Raw genomic sequence first — 22,833 nt, forward strand, 5'->3', positions numbered from 1 at the left:
CGCAGCGGTTAGTTGAAGAGTACGTTCTTCGGTTCGTTGTGCTTGACCTTCTGCCAGCCGAGCCAGAGCAGGAGCGAGAAGAACGGGATGGTCGCCAGGGTCCAGAGGCCGAGGTGGAAGACCTCTCCGGTCTTGCTGGTCATGGTGTCGAAGCCGATCAGCACCGTGATCAGCAGCAGGGCAATCAGGCCGGCCCAGCTGGCCCGGGTGCCGCCCGGCGCGGGCAGGGATGAGACCTTGCCCTTGGTCTTGCGCAGCGCGATCTGGCTGGCGAAGATGGCGCCCCAGGTGAAGATCACGCCGATCGACGCCGAGTTCAGCGCCAGGTCGAAGGCGTGCGAGCCGCCGAGCCAGATGTTGAGGAGGATGCCGACGAGGTAGACGCCGCCGATGGCCAGGATGGCGGCGTACGGCACGTGGCTCTTGGACATCTTCGTCAGCCACTGCGGGGCATGCCCATTGTTGGCCATGGTGCGGAAGACCCGGCCGATCGAGTACAGGCCCGAGTTGCAGGAGGACAGTGCGGCGGTGATGACGATCATGTTCATGACATCGCCCATCCAGCCGAGGCCCATCTGGCCGAACACGGTGACGAACGGCGAGGTGCCGGCGACATACTGGTCCGAGGGCAGCAGCATGGCCAGAAGGGTCACGGAGCCGACGTAGAACACGACGATGCGGAAGACGACGGCGCGGATGGCCTTGGGCACTTCCTTGGCCGGGTCCTGCATTTCGCCGGCGGTGATGCCGACGAGCTCAATGCCGTTGTAGGCGAAGATCACGGCATTCAGGACCAGGATCATGACGAGCGCACCCTTGGGGAACATTCCCCCTTCGGCGGCGAACAGGTTATTGACCGAGGCGTTGCCGTCGCCGACCTCTGCGTTGGTGATCACCATGAAGGTGCCCACGGCCAGGAAGATGAGAATGGCGCCGACCTTGAGGACGGAGGCCCAGAACTCGAACTCGCCGAACGCCTTGACGCTCATGAGGTTCACGCCCACGAGCAGCAGCAGCGCCGCGATGGCGGACAGCTCGACCGGGACGTTGGGGAAGAAGAACTGGAAGTACAGACCGATCGCGATGAGCTCGGCGATGCCGGTCATCGCCCAGTTGATGAAGTACATCCAGCCGGACACATACGCGCCCTTCTTGCCGAACATTTCGCCGGCGTAGCTGACGAAGGAGCCCGAGGTCTGGCGGTACATGATGAGTTCGCCCAGTGCGCGCATCAGCAGGTAGGCGATGACGCCGGCAATGGCGTAGGAGAAGATGAGCGCGGGGCCGGTGGAGGCCAGGCGCCCGCCGGCACCCATGAAGAGGCCGACGCCGATGGCGCCGCCCATTGCGATCATGGTGACCTGGCGGCCGCTCAGGGATTTCGCATAGCCCTCGGCGCTGAGGGTCGAGTCGACGACGGCGGGTTGCGCCGTGCTGCTCTTAAGTTCTGTGGGGGTAGGTGATGGCACAGCTGTTCCTTGTTGGTCGGGGTATGGCCGGGGAGTAACCGTGGATTCAGGTACACAAAATTCGGACTAGAGCCCTTTGTGGGCGCCCAAACGTGTACCGAACCTCACAAGTGTCGAAGCTCGCGCGGCTCATCCATCGTACTAGCATTTGCGGCCTTGTCGTGACGCGGGCAACACCCCGCGGGCACTATTGCTAATTTATGATGCAATTCAGGCCAGAACGCCGAATGATGTTCGATTTCGGTCCGGCAGGTCCCGGCCTACCCGCCAGTTACGACGTTGCCAGTTTTCCCGCCGCCAATTTGGGCCGCCGTCAGGCCTGGCCGCCGTCAGGCCTGCGCGCCGTCAGGCCTGGGCGCCGTCCGCCCTGGGCCACCGTCAGGCCAGCGCGCCGTCCCGCATCGCGTAGCGGAGCCAGGTCCCGGCGCCGTGCCCGGTGCGGTTCCCGGTGCTGATTTCGCGGGCGCACGTGTCGAACCATTCCCCCAGCGCGCGGTCGTGGCTGACCATGACCAGCGTCCCGGCGAAGTCCGAGAGGGCCGATTCCAGCTGTTCCACCAGGACGGGCGCCAGGTGGTTGGTGGGCTCATCGACGAGCATCGTCCCGTAGCCGCCCAGCAGGAGCCGGGCCAGCGCCAGGCGGCGCTGCTGCCCTGCGGACAGGCCTCCCACCGGGACGTGGAATTCGCTGGTCCGGAAGAGTCCCAGGCGCAGCAGCGCCTCGGCGTGCTCATCGATGTTGCCGCCCAGGCCCGCGGCGAAAGCCGGCAGGAGACGCAGCCCCGGGCGCTGCGGGAGCTCCAGTTCCTGCTGCAGGTAGCCGATCCGGCCGTGCCTCAGCACGGTGCCCTGGGCCGGTTCCAGCGTGCCCGCGAGGACGGAGAGCAGCGTGGACTTGCCGGCACCGTTGGGGCCGGTGATGAGGATTTTCTGGCCCGCCTCCACCCGGATGTCCGTCGGTTCCAGGCGGCCGGGCACCGACACGCCCCGGGCTTCCAGGGCCGGTCCCGCCGCAACGTCCGCGCGCAGGTCCGTCTCCAGCTTCAGCGGCACCGGCGGACGGTCGATGGGGTTTTCCTCCAGCCTGCGGAGACGCTCCTGGGCATTGCGGACCTTGCTGGAGGCGGCCTTCTGCCAGGTGCCGGCCTTGAAGTCGAAGCCCATTTTGTCGTTGTCGCGCTGGCGGGCGTAGCCCATCTTCCCCGCGACCGTGTCCGCCTGGAGCCGTTCGGCCGCCATCGCGTCCAGCCACCCGCTGTACTGCTGCGCCCAGCGCTGGCGCTCGGCCGCCTTCTCCCGCAGGTAGCCTTCGTAGCCGTTGCCGTAGCGGTTGACCGTCCGGCGTTCGGCGTCGACTTCGATCACGGTGGAAGCGACTTTGCGCAGCAGGACACGGTCGTGGGAGACCACCACCACGGTGCCGCGGTGCGCCGCCAGCCGCGCTTCCAGCCAGGCCGTCCCGCTGGCATCAAGGTGGTTGGTGGGTTCGTCCAGGAGGAGGATGTCCGCGGGATCGGCCATCACGCAGGCCAAGGCCACGCGTTCCTGTTCCCCGCCGGAGAGCGAGCCCAGTGTCCTCGTCCGGTTCAGCCCGCTCAGGCCCAGCCGGTCCAGCGCCGCCTCCACGCGGGATTCCGCGGCGTATCCTTCCCTGAGCTGGTACTGCGTCTGCAAGCTGCCGTAGCGCTCCAGTTCGTCCGATTCGGCGTCGGCGAGCCCGTCCTCCAGACGGTCCAGCTCGGCCTCCAGTTCGCGGAGGGATCCCAGCGCGGCGTCGATCGCGTTGCTCACGGTGAACGCGTCTGGCAGGCCCAGGGTCTGGGCAAGATAGCCGACGCGGCCCCGGCGGACGGCGGTGCCCTCGTCCGGGGTCTCGAGCCCGGCCAGAATCCGGAGCAGCGTAGATTTGCCCGCGCCGTTTTCGCCGACGATTGCCACGTGTTCCCCGGCGGTGATGGCCAGTTCGACGTCGGAAAACAGCTGGCGGTCCCCGTAGCCGTGGGATACGCCGGTAAGGCGGAGATGTTCGGTCAAGGAGTCCTCGCAGAGGTAGATGGCGAGCCTGCCCGGCGGCGGGTTGCGTCGTCAAGTATGACACCGCAGGCCCAGACTGACCCGGCTGCCGCCGTCGGGGGGCCAGACTGACGCGGCTGCCGCCGTAGGGCAGTAGCTCGAGCAGCCGCTCGGGCGGGCGGGGGCGCGGCGTTTAGCGCCGCCCAGGCGGGCAACGTCAGGCGGCGAGCGCAGCAGCTTTCCGGCGCCGGGCCATCGCCAGCCGGGTGCCGATGAGCCCCTGCCGCGGGCTGAACAGGTAGACGACGGCGAACGCGGCCGCCTGCGTCAGGACCACCATGGCGCCGGAGGCGGTGTCGAGGTAGTAGCTGAAGTAGATGCCGGCGATGGAGCACACCGCGGAAATGACGGGGGCGATGACGAGCATGCGGGAGAACCGGTCCGTCAGCAGGTACGCCGTGGCCCCGGGAATGATGAGCATGGCCACCACCAGCACCACGCCCACGGTTTGCAGCGCCACCACGGACGTCAGCGCCAGCAGGCCCAGCAGCAGGGCCCCGAGGCGCTTCGGGGACAGCCCGATCGCATGGGCGTGCGTGGGGTCGAAGGCGTAGAGGGTCAGGTCGCGGCGCTTGAGGACCAGGATGGCGAAGGTGACGACACCCAGCACGAGGACCTGGATGAGGTCCGGGATGCTGACGCCGAGGAGGTTGCCGAAGATGATGTGGTTGAGGTCCGTCTGGCTGGGCGTGACGGAGATGAGCACCAGGCCCAGGGCGAACAAGGAGGTGAACACGATGCCTATTGCCGCGTCCTCCTTCACCCGGCTGGTGTTGCGGACCACCCCGATCAGGGTCACCGCGATCAGCGCGAACACCAGGGCGCCCAGCGCGAAGGGGGCACCGACGATGTAGGCGAGCACCACCCCGGGCAGCACGGCGTGGGAAACGGCGTCGCCCATCAGTGACCAGCCGATCAGCACCAGCCAGCAGCTCAGCACGGCGCAGACGATGGCCGCGAGCGCCGTGGTGACGATGGCACGGACCATGAAGTCATAGCTCAGCGGTTCCAGCAGGAGGTCGACGAGATCCATGGCTCAGTTCCTGCCCGGATGTTTGGCAACCCCGGGGGCGGCTAGGCCGGGGTCCGGAATCACCGGAAGGTCGTGCAGCCCGGAAGCGTCGGGAAGGTCCGGACCGCCGGTAACGTCCCGGTTGAGGACGTCGAGGCCGAAGGCCATGGCCAGGTGCTCCGGCTGCAGCACCACCTCGGGCGGGCCGTGCATCAGGACCTTGCGCATCAGGAGCACCGCCTCGTCGCAGAGCCGGGGCAGGGCATGCAGGTCATGGGTTGAGACGAGAATGGTGCAGCCGTCCGCGGCGAGTTCCTTCAGCAGGCGCGTCATCGTCGCCTCGGAGCGCTTGTCCACCCCGGCGAAGGGCTCGTCCAGGAGCATGATGGTGGCACCCTGGGCGATTCCGCGGGCCACGAAGGCACGCTTCTTCTGGCCGCCGGAGAGCTGGCCGATCTGCCGGTTGGCGAACTCGGAGAGTTCCACCCGGTCCAGGGCAAGGTCGACGGCCTCGCGGTCCGCCCTGGACGGGCGGCGGGTGAAGCCCTGATGCCCGTAGCGGCCCATCATCACCACGTCGCGCACGGACAGCGGGAACTGCCAGTCCACGTCCTCGCTCTGCGGGACGTAGCCGATGCCGCCCTTTTTGCGCGCCTTGGCCGGTGATTCGCCGTTGATCAGGACGCGGCCGGCGTCGGGCTTGACCATGCCCATGATCGCCTTGAACAGCGTGGACTTGCCGGAGCCGTTCATTCCCACCAGCCCGCAGATCCGGGCCGCCTCAACGGTGAGTGAGGCGGCGTCGAGCGCCATGACCTCCCCGTAATGGACGGTGACGTTTTCCACCAGAATGGCCGGATTGCTCATGATGCCGCTCCCGTCAGGCCTTCAGTGATGAGCTTGGAATCGTGCCGGATCAGGTCCAGGTACGTGGGCACGGGGCCGTCCGTTTCGGAGAGCGAGTCCACGTACAGCACCCCGCCGAACGTGGCGCCGGTTGCCCCGACCACCTGGCGCATCGGGGCGTCCGAGACCGTGGATTCGCAGAAGACGGCCGGGACCTTGTTGGCTTTGACGAATTCGATGGCCTTGGTGATCTGCTGCGGGGTGGCCTGCTGTTCGGCGTTGACGGCCCAGATGTAGACCTCGCGGAGGCCGGCGTCGCGCGCCAGGTACGAGAAGGCGCCCTCACACGTCACCAGCGCCCGCTGCGGCGCGGGGACGGCGGCGATCTTCTGCACCATTTCATCCTGCACGGACTGCAGCTGGGCCTTGTACGCCGCGCCGTTCGCCTCGAAGGCCGCCGCGTTCTCCGGATCCAGCTTCGAGAACGCCTTCACCATGTTGTCCACGTAGATCTGCACGTTGACCGGGGACATCCAGGCGTGCGGGTTCGGTTTGCCCTGGTAGGAGTCCTCACCGATGGAGAGCACCTCCACGCCTTCGCTCACGACGGCGTGCGGAACGTCCAGGCCCTCGACGAACTGGGCGAACCAGGCTTCCAGGTTCAGTCCGTTGTCCAGGATCAGGTCGGCTTTGGACGCCTTGCGGATGTCCCCGGGCGTGGGCTCGTAGCCGTGGATTTCGGCGCCGGCCTTGGTGATGGATTCGACCTGCAGCTTGTCCCCCGCCACGTTCTGCGCGACGTCGGCCAGCACGGTGAAAGTGGTCAGCACGACGGGCTTGTCGTCCGCGGACCCCGGTCCCTGCCCCGGGACGGCAGCCCCGCATGCGGCCAGGGACAGTCCGAGCAGAACGGCGGCGACGGCGGCTCCGGCAGCTCGGCGGCGACGTGTTCGGCCGACAACTTTGGCGGGCCGAAACAAAATTTTAGGCATACCGAATATTATACGGGACCCGGCAGTCCGGCCGCGGCGCTAGGCTGGTGGCATGGGCACTGTTCTCCGCACACCACCGGCACCGCGGCCGGAACTCTACCGGTTCTCGGGGCTCGATTTCATCACGGCGGGCCTGTACGTGGCCGTGGCCGCGTTCTTCGCCGTGGCCGGGGGTCTGTTGGTCCCGCTGCTGCTTGAGCTGTCCCCGAACCCGGCGGTGGCGTCCTACACCGTCAACCTGGCCTTCTACGGCGTCATCGGCATCCTGGCCCTGGCCGCCGTCCGGCGCGTCGCCGCCAGGGACCTCAGGGTGCTTGCCACCAGGCCCTGGTTCACCGTGCTGATGGTCCCCCTGGCCGTCGTGGCCATGATGGTCCTCACCGCGATCCTGGTCTCCATCACCGGGGCGCCGCAGACGTCCGCCAACCAGGCCGGCCTGCAGGCGCTCATGCAGCAGGTCCCGGCCTGGCTGATGGTGCCGCTGCTGGTGATCGTGGGCCCTTTCGTGGAGGAGTACATCTTCCGGCACCTGCTGATCGGCAAGCTCAGCCGGCGCGTCAACATCTGGGTGTGCTGCTCGCTGTCCGTGGTGCTGTTCGCTGCCCTGCACATCGTGGGCCAGGAGGACCTGAGCCTGCCGGTGCTGATGCCCTACCTCGCGATGGGCGCCGTGCTGGTGTTCGTCTACGTCTGGACCGGCAAGAACGTCATGTTCGTCTACTTCGTCCACGCCTCCAAGAACCTGCTGGCGGTCATCTTCATCTACGCCATCCCGCCGGAACTGATGGAGCAGCTCCAGCAGATGCAGGGCTGACCCAAAAGCAACGCGGGGTCAGCTACGGCCCATTCGGGGGCCATTTATGGGCGCTAGGTGACCCCGCGTTGGCTGGGGGCCTACCGCTGGCCGCGCCGACGTCGTAGTTTCTTTCCATGACACTGAACATCCAGATCGCCGTCGACTGCCGGGACCCGCATGCCCTCGCCGACTGGTGGGCGGAAACCCTCGAGTGGGCCGTGGAGCCGCAGGACGAGTCCTTCATCCGCTCCATGATCGCGCAGGGCTTCGCCACTGAGGCGGAAACCACGACGCACCACGGCCGGCTCGTGTGGGGTGCCGGGGCCGCCATCCGCCCGCCCGAGGAACTCGACGCCAAGCCGCCCGCCCGCCGCATCCTCTTCCAGACGGTCCCGGAGGAAAAGACCATCAAGAACCGGATCCACTGGGACGTCAACCTGGCCGGCGCGGACAAGGACCAGGCGCGCGCCGCCCTAGAGGCCCGCGGCGCCACCTTCCTCTGGACCGCCCGCCAGGGACCGCATTCCTGGCACACCATGGCGGACCCGGAAGGCAATGAGTTCTGCATCAGCTGAGGCGATTACTAGACTCGGACTGTGAGCAACGAAATCCCCGCCAAGGTATCCGACGTCTTTGACCCCACCCGCTGGCGCACAGTGAACGGCTTCGACGACTTCCAGGACATGACTTACCACCGGCAGGTGGAGCGGTCCGGCGACGGCGGCGTGGGCCGGGACCTGCCGACCGTCCGCATCGCCTTCAACCGGCCCGAGGTGCGGAACGCTTTCCGCCCCGGCACCGTGGACGAGCTCTACCGCGCCATGGACCACGCCCGGATGAGCCCGGACGTGGCCACCGTGCTGCTCACCGGCAACGGCCCCTCCGCCAAGGACGGCGGCCACTCGTTCTGCTCCGGCGGGGACCAGCGGATCCGCGGCCGCGACGGCTACAGGTATGTAGTACAAGACACTGCGGGTGAGACGAAGGAAATTATCGACCCCGCGCGCGCCGGCCGGCTCCACATCCTTGAGGTCCAGCGGCTCATGCGCACGATGCCCAAGGTGGTTATCGCCGTCGTGAACGGCTGGGCCGCCGGCGGCGGGCACTCGCTGCACGTCGTCGCGGACCTGACCATCGCCTCCCGCCAGCACGGCAAGTTCAAGCAGACCGACGCCACGGTGGGCAGTTTCGACGCCGGCTACGGCTCCGCGCTGCTGGCCCGCCAGATCGGCCAGAAGGCTGCCCGCGAGATCTTCTTCCTGGCCCGCGAATATTCCGCCGAGGACATGGTCCGGATGGGGGCCGTGAACGAGGCCGTGGACCATGAGCGGCTCGAGGACGTGGCGCTGGAATACGCCGCCGACATCGCCCGGCAGTCCCCGCAGGCCCTGCGGATGCTCAAGTTCGCCTTCAACCTCGCCGACGACGGCCTGGCCGGCCAGCAGGTCTTCGCCGGCGAAGCCACCCGGCTGGCGTACATGACGGATGAGGCCGTGGAGGGCAAGGATGCCTTCCTGGAGAAGCGCGATCCGGACTGGTCCAGCTTCCCGTACTACTTCTAAGGCGGCCCGATGACTTCCGGAGCAGTGACTTCCCAGCCCCCGAACATCGAGCCGGCACTCAAGGCGCTGGCGGACGCCCTCCACGGCGAGGGCCCCGCCGTCGAGCTGTCCGCCGACGCCGGCGGGAACCTTGTGGTCGCCGCCGTGGAAACGCCCGGCTATGAGGACGCCGCCGTCGTGGTGCGGACCTCCGGCTCCACCGGCACGCCCAAGGCGACGGTCCTCACCGTGGATGCCCTGGCGGCGTCCTCCGTGGCCACCGCGTTCGCGCTCAAGGGCGAGGGCCAGTGGCTGCTCGCGCTGCCCGTGCAGTATGTGGCCGGGGTGCAGGTCCTGGTGCGCTCGCTGTTCGCCGGCACCCGGCCGTGGGCCATGGACCTCTCCGGCGGGTTCACACCGGAGGCGTTTACCGCCGCGGCCCTGGAGCTCACGGACAAGATCCGCTTCACCTCGCTGGTGCCCACCCAGCTGCAGCGGCTGCTGGACGCGCCGTCGGCCGAAACGCGGGCCGTGCTGCGGCGCTTCAACGCAATCCTGCTCGGCGGCGGCCCCACCTCGCCCGAGCTGCTGGCCGCCGCCCGCGACGCCGGCGCCCGCGTGATCACCACCTATGGCTCGGCCGAGACCTGCGGCGGCTGCGTGTACAACGGCTTCCCGCTCGAGGACGTGCTGGCACGGGTGGAGGGGGACGGCCGGATCCTGCTCGGCGGCGCGACCCTCGCCGCCGGCTACCTCGGCGACCCCGGGCTCACCGCCGGCGCCTTCTTCGAGGAGGACGGCGTCCGCTGGTACCGCACCAGCGACCTCGGCTCCATCGACTCCACCGGGAAACTGACCGTGCTGGGCCGGGCCGACGACGTCGTCATCACCGGCGGCGTGAAGGTCTCCGCCGCGCATGTGCAGGCGGAGCTGGAAAGGCTCGACGGCGTGCTGGCCGCCTTTGTCGCCGGGGTCCCCTCTGCGGAGTGGGGCCAGGCCCTCGCCGCCTATGTGGCGCTGGCCGACAGCTCGCCGGACGGCCTCCGGGACTTCACCGCCGGCGCTGCCTGGGCGCCCGCACTGGGCGCGCTGGCCCCGAAAACCGTGCTGGCCGCCGGTGACCTGCTGATGCTGCCGAACGGGAAACCGGACCGCCTGGCGATGACGGTTCGGCTCACCGAGCTGCATCAGGGAAAATAGACAGTCCGGGCACTCCCGGTTTCGCCAAACCAACACGAGGTACTGACCGTGGCAACAGCCGCTCAATGGATCCAAGGCGCCCGACTGCGCACTCTGCCGGCCGCGATCGCGCCTGTCCTGATCGGCACCGCGGCCGCGTACGAGCTGGACGCCTTCCTGCCGCTCCATGCCGTGCTGGCCGCGCTGGTGGCCCTGCTGCTGCAGGTCGGCGTGAACTATGCCAACGACTACTCCGACGGCATCCGCGGCACCGACGAGGACCGGGTGGGCCCGCTCCGGCTGGTCGGCTCCGGCGCCGCGAAACCCGAGCACGTCAAGTACGCCGCGTTCGCTGCGTTCGGGCTGGCGATGGTGTTCGGACTGGGCCTGGTCATACTCTCGCAGGCCTGGTGGCTGATCCTGGTGGGCCTGGGCTGCGTCCTCGCGGCCTGGGGCTACACGGGCGGGAAAAATCCCTACGGCTACATGGGCCTGGGCGACCTGTTCGTCTTTGTGTTCTTCGGCCTGGTCGCCACCCTCGGCACGACCTATACGCAGGCCGGCCAGATCAGCCTCCCGGCCGTCATCGGCGCCATCGGTACCGGCCTGATCGCCTGCGCGCTGCTCATGGCCAACAACGTCCGGGACATCCCCACCGACCGGAAGGCCGGGAAGAAGACCCTGGCCGTGCGGCTCGGCGACAAGCATGCCCGGGAAAGCTACGTGCTGATGCTCGCCGTCGCGATCCTGCTGCCGATTGTGCTGGCTCCGACCCGGCCGTGGATGCTTATTGTGCTGCTGCTGATCCCTGCCAGCCTGATGCCGTCCTGGCTGATGATCTCCGGGCGGCGCCGCAAGAGCCTGATTCCGGTGCTCAAGCAGACGGGGCTGATCAACCTCGGTTACGCGGTGCTGTTCTCACTGGGCCTGGTCCTGAGCCACGGGTTCTAGGGGCCGCGGGTTCTAGGGGCCGCGGTACACGTTGCTTCGCACGGCGCTCGTGTGGCAGCCTCGAAGTGATTCCGTCGCCGGGACGACGACGGGGGGCAGAGAATGAGCCCGGAATGGGACTCATCCATATCAACCTGTTCACCACCCTCGACGGCGTCACGCAGGCGCCCGGCGGGGCTAACGAGGACGCTGACGGCGGTTTCGCGTTTGGAGGCTGGCAGGCGCCGTTCCTGGACGAGGTCGCCGGCGGGCAGATCGACTCCGGCATGGCGGGGATGGACGCGCTGCTGCTTGGGCGCCGGACATACGACATCTTCGCCGGGTACTGGCCGCACGCGCACGGGGACATCGCGCGGCTGTTCAACCGCCTCCCCAAATATGTGGCCTCGCGCCGGACGCCGGCCCTTGAGTGGGCCAACTCCACCCTGCTCGGTCCTGATGTCGCCGCCGCCGGCTCACGCTCTGGGTGTATCCGATCCTCCTCGGCGGTGGAAAGAAGGTCTTCGCCGACGGGGTGGTTCCGACGAACCTCAGGCTCATCGAGCCGGACGTTGCCTCACCGGAGGGCGCGGTGCTGCAGCGCTACGCGCTCGCCGACGGCACGCCAGGCGTCGGCGACCTGTCGGCCGGCGGCCCGGGGAACTAAGCGTCCTTCGGGCGGTTGTCCTTGTTGACGGTGATGTCCGGGTGCGCGTCGACCAGACGGTCCTCGGCGTCGGCGTCGTCCACTTCCCCGGCGCTGCGCAGCGGCTTGGCCTTGCCGGAGAACCGCTGGTGGAGCGAGGCGGCGGCGGCGGCGCGCTGCTTCTGGAAGAAGAGGAAGCTGATCGCGAAGGCCATCATCCCCGCGCAAAGGACAGCCAGCAGCCATCCGAGCTCGAGGTAAACGAACAGGGCGAACAACGGCGCGAAGAGCGCCAGCCGGATCAGGGAGTATTTCAGGAAAGCCACTCTCCAAGTTTAGCCGCCGCCGGCTGCCCCGGCCCACCTGGGCCGTTCTCCGGCCCCTCCGCCGAGCCACCCGCGGGCGCTCCGCCGGAGCTACTCGCCGCGCTCCGGCGGGTTCGGCGTGGCTGCGACATCGTCCGTGAGGGTTCCCTCGGAGTTCCCGTCCGGAGCAACGATCAATTGAAGCCGGACACTCCCCCGGACGCTAGACTGATTACATGCTCCGTGTAGTGGTTGTTGTCGCCGTTCTCGTCGTGTTTGTCTACGGACTCGTCGACGTGATCCGCACTGATCCTCGCCAGACCAAAGGCATCTCGAAGCCGGCCTGGATTGTGGTGCAGATCGTCCTTCCGGTGGTCGGCGCCATCCTGTGGTTCCTGATTGGCCGGCCGCGCGGGACCAGCCCGGCGCGCACCAATCCCAGCCACCCCATCGCGCCCGACGACGACCCGGACTTCCTGCGCAACCTCGAACTCCGCCGCCGCAGGCAGGCCGAAGCTGACCGGCTCAAGAAGCTCAAGGACGAGCTGGACGCCAAGGAGCGCAACACCGCCGACGGCAAGGGCACACCGGGCACCCACGACTCCGAGTCCGGCGACGCCCGCGGCAGCGGCGACCCGCAGGGCACCGACGAGGTCAAGTAGTGCCGGTCACGTAGGTGGGTTTACCGTTGCGGTATTCCTGCTGCCACCATGGTAAATACTGACGAACTGCTCTGCGCCAGGCGCGAATCCGGAGCTTAGAATGGCTAGATCATCGGCCGAAGCATCTGAGCTCGGAAGTGGTGGAATGCCTTTGACCACGCACAGTATTTCGCGCAGGGTCCTACTTTCCGCCGGCTTGGGTGCCGGCATCCTCGTTTCGTTGCCCAGGGCAGCTGCGCCCGGCATCTCAACGGCGGAAGGTGCCGCGATCCGGGGCGACCCGTTCATGCTCGGCATTGCCTCAGGCGAACCGTGGCCGGACGGCTTCGTGCTCTGGACCCGCTTGGCGCTTGACCCGCTCACCGAGGACGGCCTCGGCGGGATGCCATCCCGAAGCATCCCGGTAGCCTGGGAGGTAGCCGAAGACGCCGCGATGGGCAAGGTGGTGGCCCGGGGCCTTGAGTACGCCCATGTGGAGAACGCCCATTCCATACATGTGGAATTGCGAGGACTTAGGCCGGGACGCGAGTACTTTTACCGGTTCCGCTGCGGACGTCATCTTAGTCCCACTGGCCGGACGCTTACGAGCCCGGCACGCCATGAGACTCCGGCGGCGCTCGCGATGGCCTTCGCCAGCTGCGCGAACTATGAGCAAGGCTACTTCACGGCATACGCGCGCCTTGCCCAAGACCACCCTGACCTGGTGCTGCACCTGGGCGACTACCTGTACGAACACCGCAGCGGCACCGATGTCCGCGAAGCCGTCCGCAGCCGCGACGTGCTGGAGACGGTAACGCTCGAGGGCTACCGCCAGCGCCATGCACAGTACAAGTCCGACGCCGATCTGCAGGCTGCGCATGCGATCGCACCGTGGCTAGTGGTCTGGGACGACCACGAAGTCGACAACAACTATGCGGATGACGTTCCCGAAAGCAGGAGTCCGGCCGAGCTGAACGATACCGCTGCGCGCTTTCGTGTGCGCCGCGACGCGGCATTCAAGGCCTACTACGAGAACATGCCATTGCGCGCGTCCTCTGTGCCGGCCGGGTCGGCCGGGTCGGCCATGAAGATCTATCGCATGATCCAGTGGGGCCAGCTGGCCAATTTCCATATGATGGACACGCGCCAGTACCGGGATGATCAGATCTCCGGCGGCGGAGGGCGGCTGGATAAGAACCGCACAATCACCGGCACGCTGCAGGAGAAGTGGCTCCTGGAAGGATTCAAGAACTCCACCCAGTGCTGGGACATCCTGGGCCAGCAGGTCTTCTTCGCCGAACGGGACCGCAATGAGGCCGCTAGTATCGACGACGTCTCCACGGACAGCTGGGACGGCTACGCGGCATCGCGCCGGCGTATCACCCAAGGCTGGGTGGATGCCAAGGTGCGCAACGCCGTCGTACTCACAGGGGACGCGCACCGGCACTGGGCCAACGAACTGAAGATCGATTTCAAGGACCCTGCCTCGCCGGTGGTGGGCTCAGAACTCGTCAGCACGTCCGTTACCTCCGGGGGCAACGGTTCGGGTGATACGTTCCATCCGATCATGGCGTGGAACCCGCATTTGAGGTTCTTCAACAATCAGCGCGGCTACGTGAATACACGGATCACCAAAGACTTCCTGCGGGCGGATTTCCGCGTGCTGGACTTCGTCAGCTTGCCGGGGTCCCCGGCCAGTACCAAGGCCTCGTTCCAGATCAACGACACCGTTCCGCGCCTCGAGCCCCGCGCCTAGGGCCGGCACGCGACAAGACGCATCCGTCCCCCGCCGCTCCGAGGCGCTGGAGCCTACAGCCCCGAGTAGGAGTGCAGGCCGTTGAAGAACTGGTTCACGATGGTGAAGTTGAAGACCACGCAGAGGTAGCCGACGATTGACAGCCAGGCCGCACGGGTTCCGGTCCAGCCGCGGGTGGCGCGGGCGTGCAGGTAGCCGGCGTAGACCACCCAGATCACGAAGGTCCAGACTTCCTTGGTGTCCCAGCCCCAGAAACGGCCCCAGGCCTTCTCGGCCCAGATGGCGCCGAACATGAGCGTGAAGGTCCAGCCAACGAAGGCGATGGCGTTGATCCGGTAGGAGAGGTTTTCGAGGCTCAGCGCGGACGGCACGAGGCGCATGAAGCCCAGCTTGTCGGCACCCCCGGCGGCGATGGTCTTCTGCCGGTGCGTCTGGACCAGCTGCAGCGCGGACATCGCGAAGGTCAGGGTGAACAGCGCCGAGGACAGCACGGCGATCGAGACGTGGATGATCAGCCAGTAACTCTGCAGCGCGGGAACGAGGTGCCCCACCGGCGTCCAGTACGCCACGGAGGCAGCCACGAGCATGATGATCGCCAGGCCCACCACGAAGGTGCCAAGGAAGCGCAGGTCGCGCCGGACCAGGACCAGCAGGAAGACGGCCACGGCCACGAACGCGCCGGTGGTGAGGAACTCGTACATGTTCCCCCACGGCACCCGGCCCGCACCCATGGCCCGGGTGATGACGCCGGCCGCGTGGATGGCGGCACCAAGTACTGTCAGGGCGACGGCGACCCGTGCGGGCGCGCGGCGCTCGGCGGAATAGCGCATTCCGCCGTCGGCAGTCCGGCCGATCCCGGCGGCGTTCCCCGCGGAAGAACCCGCCACGGACGAGGTCGGGCGTTCAGCCCGGCCAACCGGCCCGGCCACGTCCGCGTCGGCGCGGTCAACGGCCCCGGCACCGGACGAAGCCCCGACGCCGGCAGCCACCGGTACCCGCGCTGCCGCGGCACCGGAGAGCTCGGCGGCCTTGAGGTCCACCGCGCGCAGGGTCTTGCTGCTCTTGGCCAGATCCCAGGCAAAGGCGATGAACGCCACCGTGTAGGTGCCTGCGGCGAGGAGCATGAACAACTCGCTGTACTGGCCCATGGTTTCGTTGATGGGGAGCATTACTGTTCCTTCTTTGACTCGGAAGAGCCTGCTGTTGTCTGGATGAAGTCTGCTGCGGGGTGGTCCGGGGGGGCCAGCTCAACACCGGCACCGGCACCGGGCAGCGTGGTGTCCGCCCGGTCATTATCCGCTCCCCCGCTGGGAGCCGACTGGGAGCCGCCGTCGTCGAGATCCCACTCGTGGGCCAGCAGCCTGCGGATCGCGGTGGCCTCGCCGGCCAGCCGGTGGTCCTCGCCGCGGGCCAGGAGCCCGTATTCGACCATGGTGCGGCCGTCCGCGTGGGTGCCGGTCCGGACCCAGACGCGGCGGCGGTTCACGTACAGCGAGGTGACCAGGCCAGCGACCGCCAGCAGCGCGAAGATCAGGGCGTAGAGCTGGCCAGGATTGTGGTGGATGTCAACGCCGATGTAGCGCTTCACGCCGTCGAAGCTGATGGTGCCCTTGCCGTCCGGGAGCGTGTAGCTGGCGCCAGGCGAGAGGGTGATGCCGCCGGCGTCGAGGTTGCGGGCGTTGAGCGGCGTGAGCTTTTTGACGTCGAGCTCGAAGACGTTCTGCGGGGCTCCGTCGTCCAGGCCGAGGTCGCCGTAGTACGAGTTCAGGGTCAGCTGCGGGTTGAACAGCTCCGGATCGCCGCTGAAAGACACGCCTTCCTCGGTGACAAACGCGGTGGGAAGGAAGAAACCGGCGAAGGCGAGCTGCTCCGGTTTGGCGTCGGGGACCTTGATGACCGCGGAGGAGTAGTAGTTGTCGCCCTGCAGCTTGGCCACGACCGGCCCCTGCATGGCGATGTTGCCGGCGCCGTCGCGGATGGTGACGACCGGGGCGTAGCCGTTGCCAGTGAGGTACATGCTGGTGCCGCCGAGGGTGAGCGGCTCGTTGACCTTCAGCACCTCTTTCTGGGCCGGCGCGTCGGGGGATTCCCTGGTGGTGACGTCGGCCTGGAAGTCGATGGGCTGGCCGATCTTGCCCTGGGACTCCCGGTCGAACGTGATCTGGAACTTGTCCAGCTGGACCGAGTACGGCTCCAGCTGGCTGCTTTGGAAGTTGGTGCCCGGGGTGAACTGGTCGTAGCCGACGAGCGTGTTCACGAAGGTGTCGCCCTCCACGAGGATCCGCTGCCCGCTGTAGCCGAACAGCCCGCCGATCGCGACCGAGACGAGCACCCCGATCAGCGAGGTGTGGAAAACCAGGTTGCCGACTTCGCGCAGGAAGCCGCGCTCCGCTCCGATCGAGGGCCTGGCGCCGTCGCGGTCGCGGACGTCGACGCGGTAGCCGCGCTTCTTCAGCAGCCCGGCGGCGTCGTCAATAGCGTGCGACGCCGGGATCCCGGCACCGGCGGGAATCACGAGGGTGCCGTATTCGGGCAGCCGGGACAGCCGCGCGGGCGTCCGCGGCGGCTGGGAGCGCATTGCCTTGTAGTGCGCGATGGCGCGCGGGACCACGCAGCCGATCAGCGAGATGAACAGCAGGATGTAGATCGCCGAGAACCACGCCGACGAGTACACGTCGTAGAGCTGGAGCGAGTCGAGGATTTTGCCGTAGTCCGGGTTGTCCTTGATGTACTGCGTGACGATCGAGGGGTTCGCGGGCCGCTGCGGGAACAGCGAACCGGGAACCGCGCCGACCGCCAGCATCAGCAGCAGGAACAGCGCGGTGCGCATGCTGGTCAGCTGGGTCCAGGCCCAGCGGAGCATGCCCAGCGGCCCGAGCGTGGGAAGGACAGCTTCAGCCTTGGCAGCGGCCACCGGGCCGCCACCGGGCTTGGTGCCGGGTTTCCCGGCCGGCCCGCCACCGGACGTGCCGCCGGGCTTGGTGCCGGGTTTCCCGGCCGGCCCGCCACCGGACGTGCCGCCGGGCTTGGTGCCGGGGGCCGGGGACTTCTTCTCTTCGTTCACGCGCTCGCTCATCAGATCGGCAATTTCACATCGGTTTGGAACCAGTACTGCAACTCGGACACCCAGGTTCCCCAGACGCCGCTGGCCATCAGCAGGCCCAGCCCCACCAGGATGCCGCCGCCGATGCGCTGGATGGCGAGCCGGTGCGTGCGGAAGAAGGACATCACGCCGATGCCGCGGCGCACGGCCAGGGCGATCAGCAGGAACGGGATGCCCAGGCCCAGGCTGTAGACGAACGCCAGGAAGGCGCCCTTGGCGGCCGAGGACCCGCCGGAGAGGCTCAGCAGCTGGACCGCGGAATAGGTCGGGCCGATGCAGGGCGCCCAGCCGAGACCGAAGGTGATGCCCAGCAGCGGCGCGCCCCACAACCCGGCCGGCGGCTTCGACTGGATCTTGGCGTCGCGCTGGAGCCAGCCGAAGCCGCCCATGAACACGACGCCCATGACGATCACGAGGAGGCCCAGGACCTGGGTGATCCAGGCGTTCTGCGAGCCGGTGATCAGCGTCCCCAGCTGCCCGAACGCCCCGCCGAGCAGCACAAAAATCACTGAGAATCCGAGGACAAAGAGCCCGATGCCGGCCAGCATGCGGCCGCGCTTCTGTTTCTGGAGGTCGACGCCGGTCAGTCCCGTGACGTAGCCCAGGTACCCCGGCACGAGGGGCAGCACGCAGGGCGACAGGAAGGAGACGAAGCCGGCGAGCAGTGCCACGGGGATGGCAAGCAGCAGCGATCCGCTCAGGATGGCTTCGGCGAAGGGGCTGTTCACGGTTCCTGTCCGTCCGCTACTCGGCCACGGCAGCGGCGATGAGGGACTTGAGGGTGCCTCTTTGGATCTCGCCGAGGACACGGGAGGCCACGCGTCCCTGCTTGTCGAGCACGAGCGTGGTGGGCACGGCCCCCGGGGGAACCAGCCCGGACACGGCCAGCAGCACGGCCCCGTCCTTGTCGTTGAAGCTCGGGTAGGTCAGGTTAAAGGTCTTGTCGAACGCTTCCGCCGTGGCCTTCTCGTCGCGGAGGTTGACCCCGAAGAACTGCACACCCTGGGTCTTGAACTCCTGGTGCAGGGCCTCCAGCTCGGGCGCCTCCACCCGGCAGGGCGCGCAGGCCGCGAACCAGAAGTTGAGCACGGTCACCTGGCCCTGGAAGGCCTCGGGCGTCACCGCGGTGCCGTCAAACAGCGTGCCCTTGATGGCAATGGCGCTCTTGCGGTCCGCGGCGGCGAATTCGGTCACCGAACCGTCGCCGGCCACGTAGTTCTTGTTGTCGCCGGCCTTGGCCTGCTGTGCCAGCGCGTCCTCCTGGGCGCAGCCGGAGAGGCCCAGTACGACGGCGAGGGCCGCACCGCCCGCCGTCAGGACGCTGCGGCGGGACATCGGGGATGAATTGGTGTTGTTTCCGGTCATGTTCAGGCTCCGGGGGTGGTGGAGGCACCGGGGAGAAGGGCGGCAGCAGGCTCGCTGTACTCGACGCGCAGGAGGTTCCCGGCGTCGTCGAACACCAGGGAGGTGACCGAGGTGAGGGTGCATTCGCGCTTGCGCGGGTCATGCCACAGCGGCCTGCCCTCGGCGCTGAGCCGGGTGGCCCAGATGGGCAGCTGGTGGCTGACGAGGATCGCCTCCGCGCCCTCGCCGCCGAGCTCGATGGCGCGCAGCCGGGCGTCCTGCACCGCGGCGATGACGCGGGCGGCCTGGTACTTGTAGGGCTCGCCCCAGGAGGGCCGGAACGGGTTGCGCAGCATGGGCCAGTGCTTGGGCCTGAAGATCTCGCCCTTGTTGACGTGGAGGCCCTCGAAGTAGTTGGCGGCCTCGATGATCCGGTCCTCGGTGGTGATCCCGAGGTTGAGCGCCGCCGAGATGGGCTGCGCCGTTTCCTGGGCGCGGGTCAGCGGCGAGGCGACGAGGTGGACGATGTTGGCCCCCTGCGCGGCCCTCGCCCTGAAGTGCTCCGCTAGCAGCCGGGCCATCTCCTGGCCAAGCTCGGAGAGATGGAACTCGGGCAGCCTGCCGTACAGGACGCCGTCGGGATTGTAGACCTCGCCGTGGCGGAGCAAATGAACAGTGGCTTGGGGCATGTGTACCAGTTTCTCAAAGGGCAGGGGCAATGACGAAATCTTCTACACGAAGTAGAACTGAAGAGTCTGGAGAAATGTTCCCCCGAGATGGAATAAAAGATGCAAATGCATGTTTATACTGGGTGAAGCAGTTAGTTGAGACTTCAACAAATAGTGCTTCAACTAACGATCAGACCACCCGCAAGGCCCACCCGACTCAAGGAGCAACACCATGGCACTTCCCACTAACGTCACCACCGGCACCTGGACCCTCGACAATTCGCACAGCGAGATCGCCTTCACCGTCCGCCACGCGGGCATCAGCAAGGTCCGCGGTCAGTTCAAGGACGCGGAGGCCACCCTGGACCTCGCCGAGAATGTGGCCGACTCCAAGGTCAACGCCACGATCAAGACCGCCAGCTTCGACTCCGGCGACGCCAACCGCGACGGCCACGTCCGCGGCGAAGACTTCTTCGACGTCGAGAAGTTTCCGGAAATCTCCTTCGTCTCCCACAACATCGTCCCCAAGGGTGAGCGCTACGAGCTACAGGGCGAGCTGACCATCAAGGGTGTCACCCGCCCGGTGGCCCTCGAGACCGAGTTCAACGGCGTTGCCGTGGACCCGTTCGGCATGACCCGCGCCGGGCTGTCCGCCGAGACCACGATCAGCCGCAAGGACTTCGGCCTGACCTGGAACGCGGTCCTCGAAGCCGGCGGCGTGCTGGTCAGCGACAAGGTCGCCGTCAACCTCGAGCTGGCCTTCATCGCTCCCGCAGCCTAGTCACTCAACGCGTGACCGGCCGGTCCCCGGGCATCCGGCCGGGCCGCGGCATCAAACCGCCGGCACCCCGCTCTCCGTCCGCATGACAGAGCGGGGTGCCGTGCTTAATCCGGGGTTCCCCGAGAGGCTGCGCCGCCGCCGGAAATGCGCTCCCGCACAGCGTGAACGGGCCGCGGACGAACGCGCCCCGACATGCTCCGCAACACGCCGAAGTTCCCTCGGTACCGGTACATTCGCGGTCTACAGTGAGAGCCATGAGCAACCCCAACGAGGTACCTCAGCCCCAGCAGCCAGGCCACCAGACGCCGGGCAACCAACTCCCGGGCAACCAGCTCCCGGGCAACCAGCCGAGTCGACCTTCGGGCCAAACACCTGGCGGATTCCGCTTTGAGATGCCGACGGACCGGCCCCGGAACTTCAACGACGTGATGCCCCACGGCGGATTCTCCGGCTTGTTCACGGTCAGCTGGCTGCCCACCGAGCTTAAAGTCGCCTACTGGATCTGGCTGATCAGCGGGTTCCTTGGCCTGCTGGGCGGCGTCATCGGCCTCTTCAAGGCGTTCGTGCTCCTGGCCGTCGTTCCGGGCCTGGGATTCCTCGTCCTCCTGCTGGTGCTGGTGGCACTGGCCCTTTCGGGGGCACAGGTCATCCTGGCCATGAAGATGAAGGAAGGCCGCGAGTGGGCCCGCTTCACCCTCACGATCATCGCCGGCATTTCCCTGCTGCTTGCCATCCTCAACACCAGCGCGGCCGACGGCCGTGGAGCCGGCAGCTGGCCGAGCTTCACCATCAGCCTGGTCGCCTCCGTGCTGATGTGGCTACCCAACTCCCAGACGTGGTTCGCCTCGCTGCGCGGCCGGGCCTGACCTGCGCCTGACCTGCGCCTGACCTGCGCCTAAGCTATGTCGGGGCCCCCGCCGCTCCCTGCGGAACCGGCCCCTTGACCGGCGCCCAGGCACCCGGCGAGAATACCTCTCCGGAATGATCCGCGCGGGCGCCGGCCCGCGGTACGGTGGACGTAAACCATGCTGGGGGCAGGGCAGGAAGCTGTTTCCGGTATACGAACCAGACCGCCACGCAAAGGAACGCCCATGAGCATCCCGCCAGTCCCGCCGTCGAACCCGGACTCTCCGGAACCGGGCGAAAAGCCGGCCCCCCGCTACGGACAGAACGCACCCCAGCACGGCGAGCAGCCGCCGGCCCCGCCGCAGTATGGCCAGAACGCGCCGTCCGCGCCCCAGTACGGACAGAACGCGCCGCAGTACGGTGAGCAGCCGCCGTCGGCGCCGCAGTACGGCCAGACGCCGCCGTCCGCGCCCCAGTACGGCCAGGCCCCGTCCGCGCCGCCTTACGGGCAGCAGGCTCCGCAGTACGGCCAGAACCCGCCGCAGTACGGGCAGCCGCAGTACAACCAGCAGGCTCCGCAGTCCGGACAGCCCGGGTATGGCCAGTCCCCCTACGCCCAGTTCCCCTCCGAGCAGCCGCAGGCGACGTCCGGGATGCCCAAGCTCGTCAACACGGCCTTCTGGCTCATCGTCGCTTCGGGCGCGGCCTGGGTCCTGTCGCTGTTGATGGCGATCGGCACCATCGACTCCCCCGAGATGCGGGCCCAGTTCGAGGAGCAGATGACCGCAGGCGGCGCTGACATCCGGTTCGAAGACATCAGAGGCGTCCTGGTCGGGAGCATCGTGGTGTTCGCGGTGATCAGCGCCGGACTGTACGCCCTCGTCGCCTTGAACGTGCGCAAGGGCAAGAACTGGGCACGGATCCTGGGGACGGTCTTCGCAGCCCTGTCGATCTTCAGCATCTTCCCGCTAAGCCTCAGCACGCTGGCAGTTCTCCTGGGCATCGCAGGCATTGTGATGCTGTACCTGCCGGCCACGTCGCCGTACTTTGCCAAGCGGCAGCCGTTCGCCAACCCTTACGGGCAGCCGGGCGGACCGTACTAAGCCGCAGGCACCAGCGCAGCGGGCGCGGGAGCCGCAGGCACCAGCGCAGCGGGCGCGGGAGCCGGAGGGGCCGACTGACTAGTCGGCATCCTCCGGGTCCTGCGCCCTTTGTGCATGATAGGCAAGGATCTGCAGTTCGGTGGCCATGTCCACCTTGCGCAGGTTGACCCCGGGCGGCACCTGCAGCATCACCGGGGCGAAGCTGAGGATGCTCCGCACCCCGGCGGCAATAACCCGGTCGCAGACGTCCTGCGCCACGGCGGCCGGCAGGGCCAGCACCACCATGTTGGCGCCGGTCCGCTGCAGCACCGGCTCGAGGTCGGCAGCGTCACTGACACGCAACCAGCCCACCTCGCTGCCCACCACCATCTGGTCCGCATCGAAGATCGCCACAATGTCGAAGCCCCGAGATTCGAATCCGCCGTACCGGGCCAGCGCCTTGCCCAGGTTGCCGGCACCGACGATGGCCACCTTCCAGTCGCGCGTCAGGCCCAGCGCCGCAGCAATATGCCGGTTGAGGTACTGCACCTCGTAGCCGACGCCACGGGTCCCGTAGGAGCCGACGTAGGACAGGTCTTTGCGGAGGGTGGAGGAACTGACCCCGGAGGCCTCGGCCAGTGACTCGGACGAGACCCGGTCAACGCCTTCGGCAAGCAGGGTGGTGAGGGCGCGCAGATAAATGGTCAGCCGGGCCACGGCCGCGGGCGGAATCTGCTTGGCGGCAGTCCCTGCTCCCCCGGGCATCGCGTCAGGGGATGAATCCAGCGAAGTCACTATCTGCTCCATTGAGTCGCGTTGTGAC

General features: G+C 67.6%; 22 protein-coding genes and 1 pseudogene. 11 read left to right on the top strand and 12 right to left on the bottom strand.

Annotated features, from left to right (window positions below):
- Positions 1–8 precede the first annotated feature (8 nt).
- The 5 genes from ACZYZ3_RS03620 to ACZYZ3_RS03640 all read right to left on the bottom strand — a co-directional run bounded on the left by ACZYZ3_RS03620 (position 9) and on the right by ACZYZ3_RS03640 (position 6,392).
- The gene (locus tag ACZYZ3_RS03620) at positions 9–1,469 is read right to left on the bottom strand and encodes an amino acid permease (protein ID WP_463962469.1); all 1,461 of its coding nucleotides are present in this window, start codon (positions 1,467–1,469) and stop codon (positions 9–11) included.
- Between the two features lie 378 nt (positions 1,470–1,847).
- The gene (locus tag ACZYZ3_RS03625) at positions 1,848–3,503 is read right to left on the bottom strand and encodes an ABC-F family ATP-binding cassette domain-containing protein (RefSeq protein WP_463962470.1); all 1,656 of its coding nucleotides are present in this window, start codon (positions 3,501–3,503) and stop codon (positions 1,848–1,850) included.
- 196 nt (positions 3,504–3,699) lie between these two features.
- Positions 3,700–4,575, bottom strand: coding sequence for a metal ABC transporter permease (locus ACZYZ3_RS03630; protein ID WP_463962471.1), 876 nt, complete (start codon positions 4,573–4,575; stop codon positions 3,700–3,702).
- A 3-nt stretch (positions 4,576–4,578) separates the two neighbouring features.
- On the bottom strand, positions 4,579–5,421 hold the full coding sequence (locus ACZYZ3_RS03635; RefSeq protein WP_463962472.1) for a metal ABC transporter ATP-binding protein: 843 nt from the start codon (positions 5,419–5,421) through the stop codon (positions 4,579–4,581).
- Positions 5,418–6,392, bottom strand: coding sequence for a metal ABC transporter substrate-binding protein (locus ACZYZ3_RS03640; RefSeq protein ID WP_463962473.1), 975 nt, complete (start codon positions 6,390–6,392; stop codon positions 5,418–5,420). Before ACZYZ3_RS03640 ends, ACZYZ3_RS03635 begins: the two co-directional genes overlap by 4 nt.
- A 52-nt stretch (positions 6,393–6,444) precedes the next feature.
- Between ACZYZ3_RS03640 and ACZYZ3_RS03645 the strand changes: the two genes are divergently transcribed.
- The 6 genes and pseudogenes from ACZYZ3_RS03645 to ACZYZ3_RS03670 all read left to right on the top strand — a co-directional run bounded on the left by ACZYZ3_RS03645 (position 6,445) and on the right by ACZYZ3_RS03670 (position 11,505).
- Positions 6,445–7,206: a CPBP family intramembrane glutamic endopeptidase gene (locus tag ACZYZ3_RS03645; RefSeq protein ID WP_463962474.1), complete on the top strand. Its 762-nt coding sequence runs from the start codon at positions 6,445–6,447 to the stop codon at positions 7,204–7,206.
- A gap of 116 nt (positions 7,207–7,322) precedes the next feature.
- Entirely contained in the window at positions 7,323–7,763 is a 441-nt protein-coding gene (locus ACZYZ3_RS03650) for a VOC family protein (RefSeq protein ID WP_463962475.1), read from the top strand.
- A gap of 21 nt (positions 7,764–7,784) precedes the next feature.
- Positions 7,785–8,750, top strand: coding sequence for a 1,4-dihydroxy-2-naphthoyl-CoA synthase (locus ACZYZ3_RS03655; protein WP_463962476.1), 966 nt, complete (start codon positions 7,785–7,787; stop codon positions 8,748–8,750).
- 9 nt (positions 8,751–8,759) lie between these two features.
- Positions 8,760–9,929, top strand: coding sequence for an AMP-binding protein (locus tag ACZYZ3_RS03660; protein WP_463962477.1), 1,170 nt, complete (start codon positions 8,760–8,762; stop codon positions 9,927–9,929).
- Positions 9,930–9,977: 48 nt separating this feature from the next.
- Complete coding sequence (locus ACZYZ3_RS03665) at positions 9,978–10,859, top strand: 1,4-dihydroxy-2-naphthoate polyprenyltransferase (RefSeq protein WP_463962478.1); 882 nt, start codon at positions 9,978–9,980, stop codon at positions 10,857–10,859.
- 113 nt (positions 10,860–10,972) lie between these two features.
- Positions 10,973–11,505 (top strand): annotated as a pseudogene (locus ACZYZ3_RS03670) (dihydrofolate reductase family protein).
- Here the strand turns inward: ACZYZ3_RS03670 and ACZYZ3_RS03675 are convergent.
- Complete coding sequence (locus ACZYZ3_RS03675) at positions 11,502–11,810, bottom strand: DUF4229 domain-containing protein (protein ID WP_463962479.1); 309 nt, start codon at positions 11,808–11,810, stop codon at positions 11,502–11,504. The pseudogene ACZYZ3_RS03670 and the gene ACZYZ3_RS03675 sit on opposite strands and share 4 nt — an antisense overlap.
- Before the next feature lie 215 nt (positions 11,811–12,025).
- On the opposite strand from ACZYZ3_RS03675, the gene ACZYZ3_RS03680 reads away from it, so the two are divergent.
- Positions 12,026–12,451: a PLD nuclease N-terminal domain-containing protein gene (locus tag ACZYZ3_RS03680; protein ID WP_463962480.1), complete on the top strand. Its 426-nt coding sequence runs from the start codon at positions 12,026–12,028 to the stop codon at positions 12,449–12,451.
- A 151-nt stretch (positions 12,452–12,602) separates the two neighbouring features.
- On the top strand, positions 12,603–14,186 hold the full coding sequence (locus ACZYZ3_RS03685; protein WP_498049685.1) for an alkaline phosphatase D family protein: 1,584 nt from the start codon (positions 12,603–12,605) through the stop codon (positions 14,184–14,186).
- 53 nt (positions 14,187–14,239) lie between these two features.
- On the opposite strand, the gene ccsB is transcribed toward ACZYZ3_RS03685, so the two are convergent.
- The 5 genes from ccsB to ACZYZ3_RS03710 all read right to left on the bottom strand — a co-directional run bounded on the left by ccsB (position 14,240) and on the right by ACZYZ3_RS03710 (position 19,322).
- Complete coding sequence (gene ccsB / locus ACZYZ3_RS03690; protein ID WP_463962481.1) at positions 14,240–15,355, bottom strand: c-type cytochrome biogenesis protein CcsB; 1,116 nt, start codon at positions 15,353–15,355, stop codon at positions 14,240–14,242.
- Positions 15,355–17,049: a cytochrome c biogenesis protein ResB gene (gene resB / locus ACZYZ3_RS03695; protein WP_463962507.1), complete on the bottom strand. Its 1,695-nt coding sequence runs from the start codon at positions 17,047–17,049 to the stop codon at positions 15,355–15,357. The genes ccsB and resB overlap by 1 nt, the downstream gene beginning before the upstream one ends.
- Positions 17,050–17,261: 212 nt before the next feature.
- Positions 17,262–18,017 carry a cytochrome c biogenesis CcdA family protein gene (locus tag ACZYZ3_RS03700; RefSeq protein WP_463962482.1) on the bottom strand — a complete coding sequence of 252 codons (756 nt, stop codon included), beginning with the start codon at positions 18,015–18,017 and terminating at the stop codon, positions 17,262–17,264.
- Positions 18,018–18,033: 16 nt separating this feature from the next.
- Positions 18,034–18,654 (bottom strand): TlpA family protein disulfide reductase, encoded by a 621-nt coding sequence (locus ACZYZ3_RS03705; RefSeq protein WP_463962483.1) that lies wholly within the window; start codon positions 18,652–18,654, stop codon positions 18,034–18,036.
- Positions 18,655–18,656: 2 nt separating this feature from the next.
- Positions 18,657–19,322, bottom strand: coding sequence for a histidine phosphatase family protein (locus tag ACZYZ3_RS03710; RefSeq protein WP_463962484.1), 666 nt, complete (start codon positions 19,320–19,322; stop codon positions 18,657–18,659).
- A gap of 211 nt (positions 19,323–19,533) precedes the next feature.
- On the opposite strand from ACZYZ3_RS03710, the gene ACZYZ3_RS03715 reads away from it, so the two are divergent.
- The 3 genes from ACZYZ3_RS03715 (at position 19,534) to ACZYZ3_RS03725 (ending at position 22,031) form a co-directional block, all read left to right on the top strand.
- Complete coding sequence (locus tag ACZYZ3_RS03715; protein ID WP_463962485.1) at positions 19,534–20,082, top strand: YceI family protein; 549 nt, start codon at positions 19,534–19,536, stop codon at positions 20,080–20,082.
- 254 nt (positions 20,083–20,336) lie between these two features.
- Positions 20,337–20,948: a hypothetical protein gene (locus ACZYZ3_RS03720; protein WP_463962486.1), complete on the top strand. Its 612-nt coding sequence runs from the start codon at positions 20,337–20,339 to the stop codon at positions 20,946–20,948.
- Between the two features lie 225 nt (positions 20,949–21,173).
- Positions 21,174–22,031, top strand: coding sequence for a hypothetical protein (locus tag ACZYZ3_RS03725; protein ID WP_463962487.1), 858 nt, complete (start codon positions 21,174–21,176; stop codon positions 22,029–22,031).
- A 78-nt stretch (positions 22,032–22,109) separates the two neighbouring features.
- Here ACZYZ3_RS03725 and ACZYZ3_RS03730 read toward each other — a convergent pair whose 3' ends face one another.
- The gene (locus ACZYZ3_RS03730) at positions 22,110–22,805 is read right to left on the bottom strand and encodes a redox-sensing transcriptional repressor Rex (protein ID WP_463962488.1); all 696 of its coding nucleotides are present in this window, start codon (positions 22,803–22,805) and stop codon (positions 22,110–22,112) included.
- Between the last annotated feature and the right edge of the window lie 28 nt (positions 22,806–22,833).

The sequence above is a fragment of the Pseudarthrobacter linnaei genome, assembly GCF_055412825.1.

What these genes read in the sequence shown, in the direction of transcription:
- ACZYZ3_RS03715 (WP_463962485.1), top strand. Translation starts at nt 19,534, where the DNA reads ATGGCACTTCCCACTAACGTCACCACCGGCACCTGGACCCTCGACAAT.
- ACZYZ3_RS03710 (WP_463962484.1), bottom strand. Translation starts at nt 19,322, where the DNA reads ATGCCCCAAGCCACTGTTCATTTGCTCCGCCACGGCGAGGTCTACAAT.
- ACZYZ3_RS03640 (WP_463962473.1), bottom strand. Translation starts at nt 6,392, where the DNA reads ATGCCTAAAATTTTGTTTCGGCCCGCCAAAGTTGTCGGCCGAACACGT.
- ACZYZ3_RS03650 (WP_463962475.1), top strand. Translation starts at nt 7,323, where the DNA reads ATGACACTGAACATCCAGATCGCCGTCGACTGCCGGGACCCGCATGCC.
- ACZYZ3_RS03660 (WP_463962477.1), top strand. Translation starts at nt 8,760, where the DNA reads ATGACTTCCGGAGCAGTGACTTCCCAGCCCCCGAACATCGAGCCGGCA.
- ACZYZ3_RS03725 (WP_463962487.1), top strand. Translation starts at nt 21,174, where the DNA reads ATGAGCATCCCGCCAGTCCCGCCGTCGAACCCGGACTCTCCGGAACCG.
- ACZYZ3_RS03680 (WP_463962480.1), top strand. Translation starts at nt 12,026, where the DNA reads ATGCTCCGTGTAGTGGTTGTTGTCGCCGTTCTCGTCGTGTTTGTCTAC.
- resB (WP_463962507.1), bottom strand. Translation starts at nt 17,049, where the DNA reads ATGCTCCGCTGGGCCTGGACCCAGCTGACCAGCATGCGCACCGCGCTG.
- ccsB (WP_463962481.1), bottom strand. Translation starts at nt 15,355, where the DNA reads ATGCTCCCCATCAACGAAACCATGGGCCAGTACAGCGAGTTGTTCATG.
- ACZYZ3_RS03645 (WP_463962474.1), top strand. Translation starts at nt 6,445, where the DNA reads ATGGGCACTGTTCTCCGCACACCACCGGCACCGCGGCCGGAACTCTAC.
- ACZYZ3_RS03705 (WP_463962483.1), bottom strand. Translation starts at nt 18,654, where the DNA reads ATGACCGGAAACAACACCAATTCATCCCCGATGTCCCGCCGCAGCGTC.
- ACZYZ3_RS03635 (WP_463962472.1), bottom strand. Translation starts at nt 5,421, where the DNA reads ATGAGCAATCCGGCCATTCTGGTGGAAAACGTCACCGTCCATTACGGG.
- ACZYZ3_RS03630 (WP_463962471.1), bottom strand. Translation starts at nt 4,575, where the DNA reads ATGGATCTCGTCGACCTCCTGCTGGAACCGCTGAGCTATGACTTCATG.
- ACZYZ3_RS03720 (WP_463962486.1), top strand. Translation starts at nt 20,337, where the DNA reads ATGAGCAACCCCAACGAGGTACCTCAGCCCCAGCAGCCAGGCCACCAG.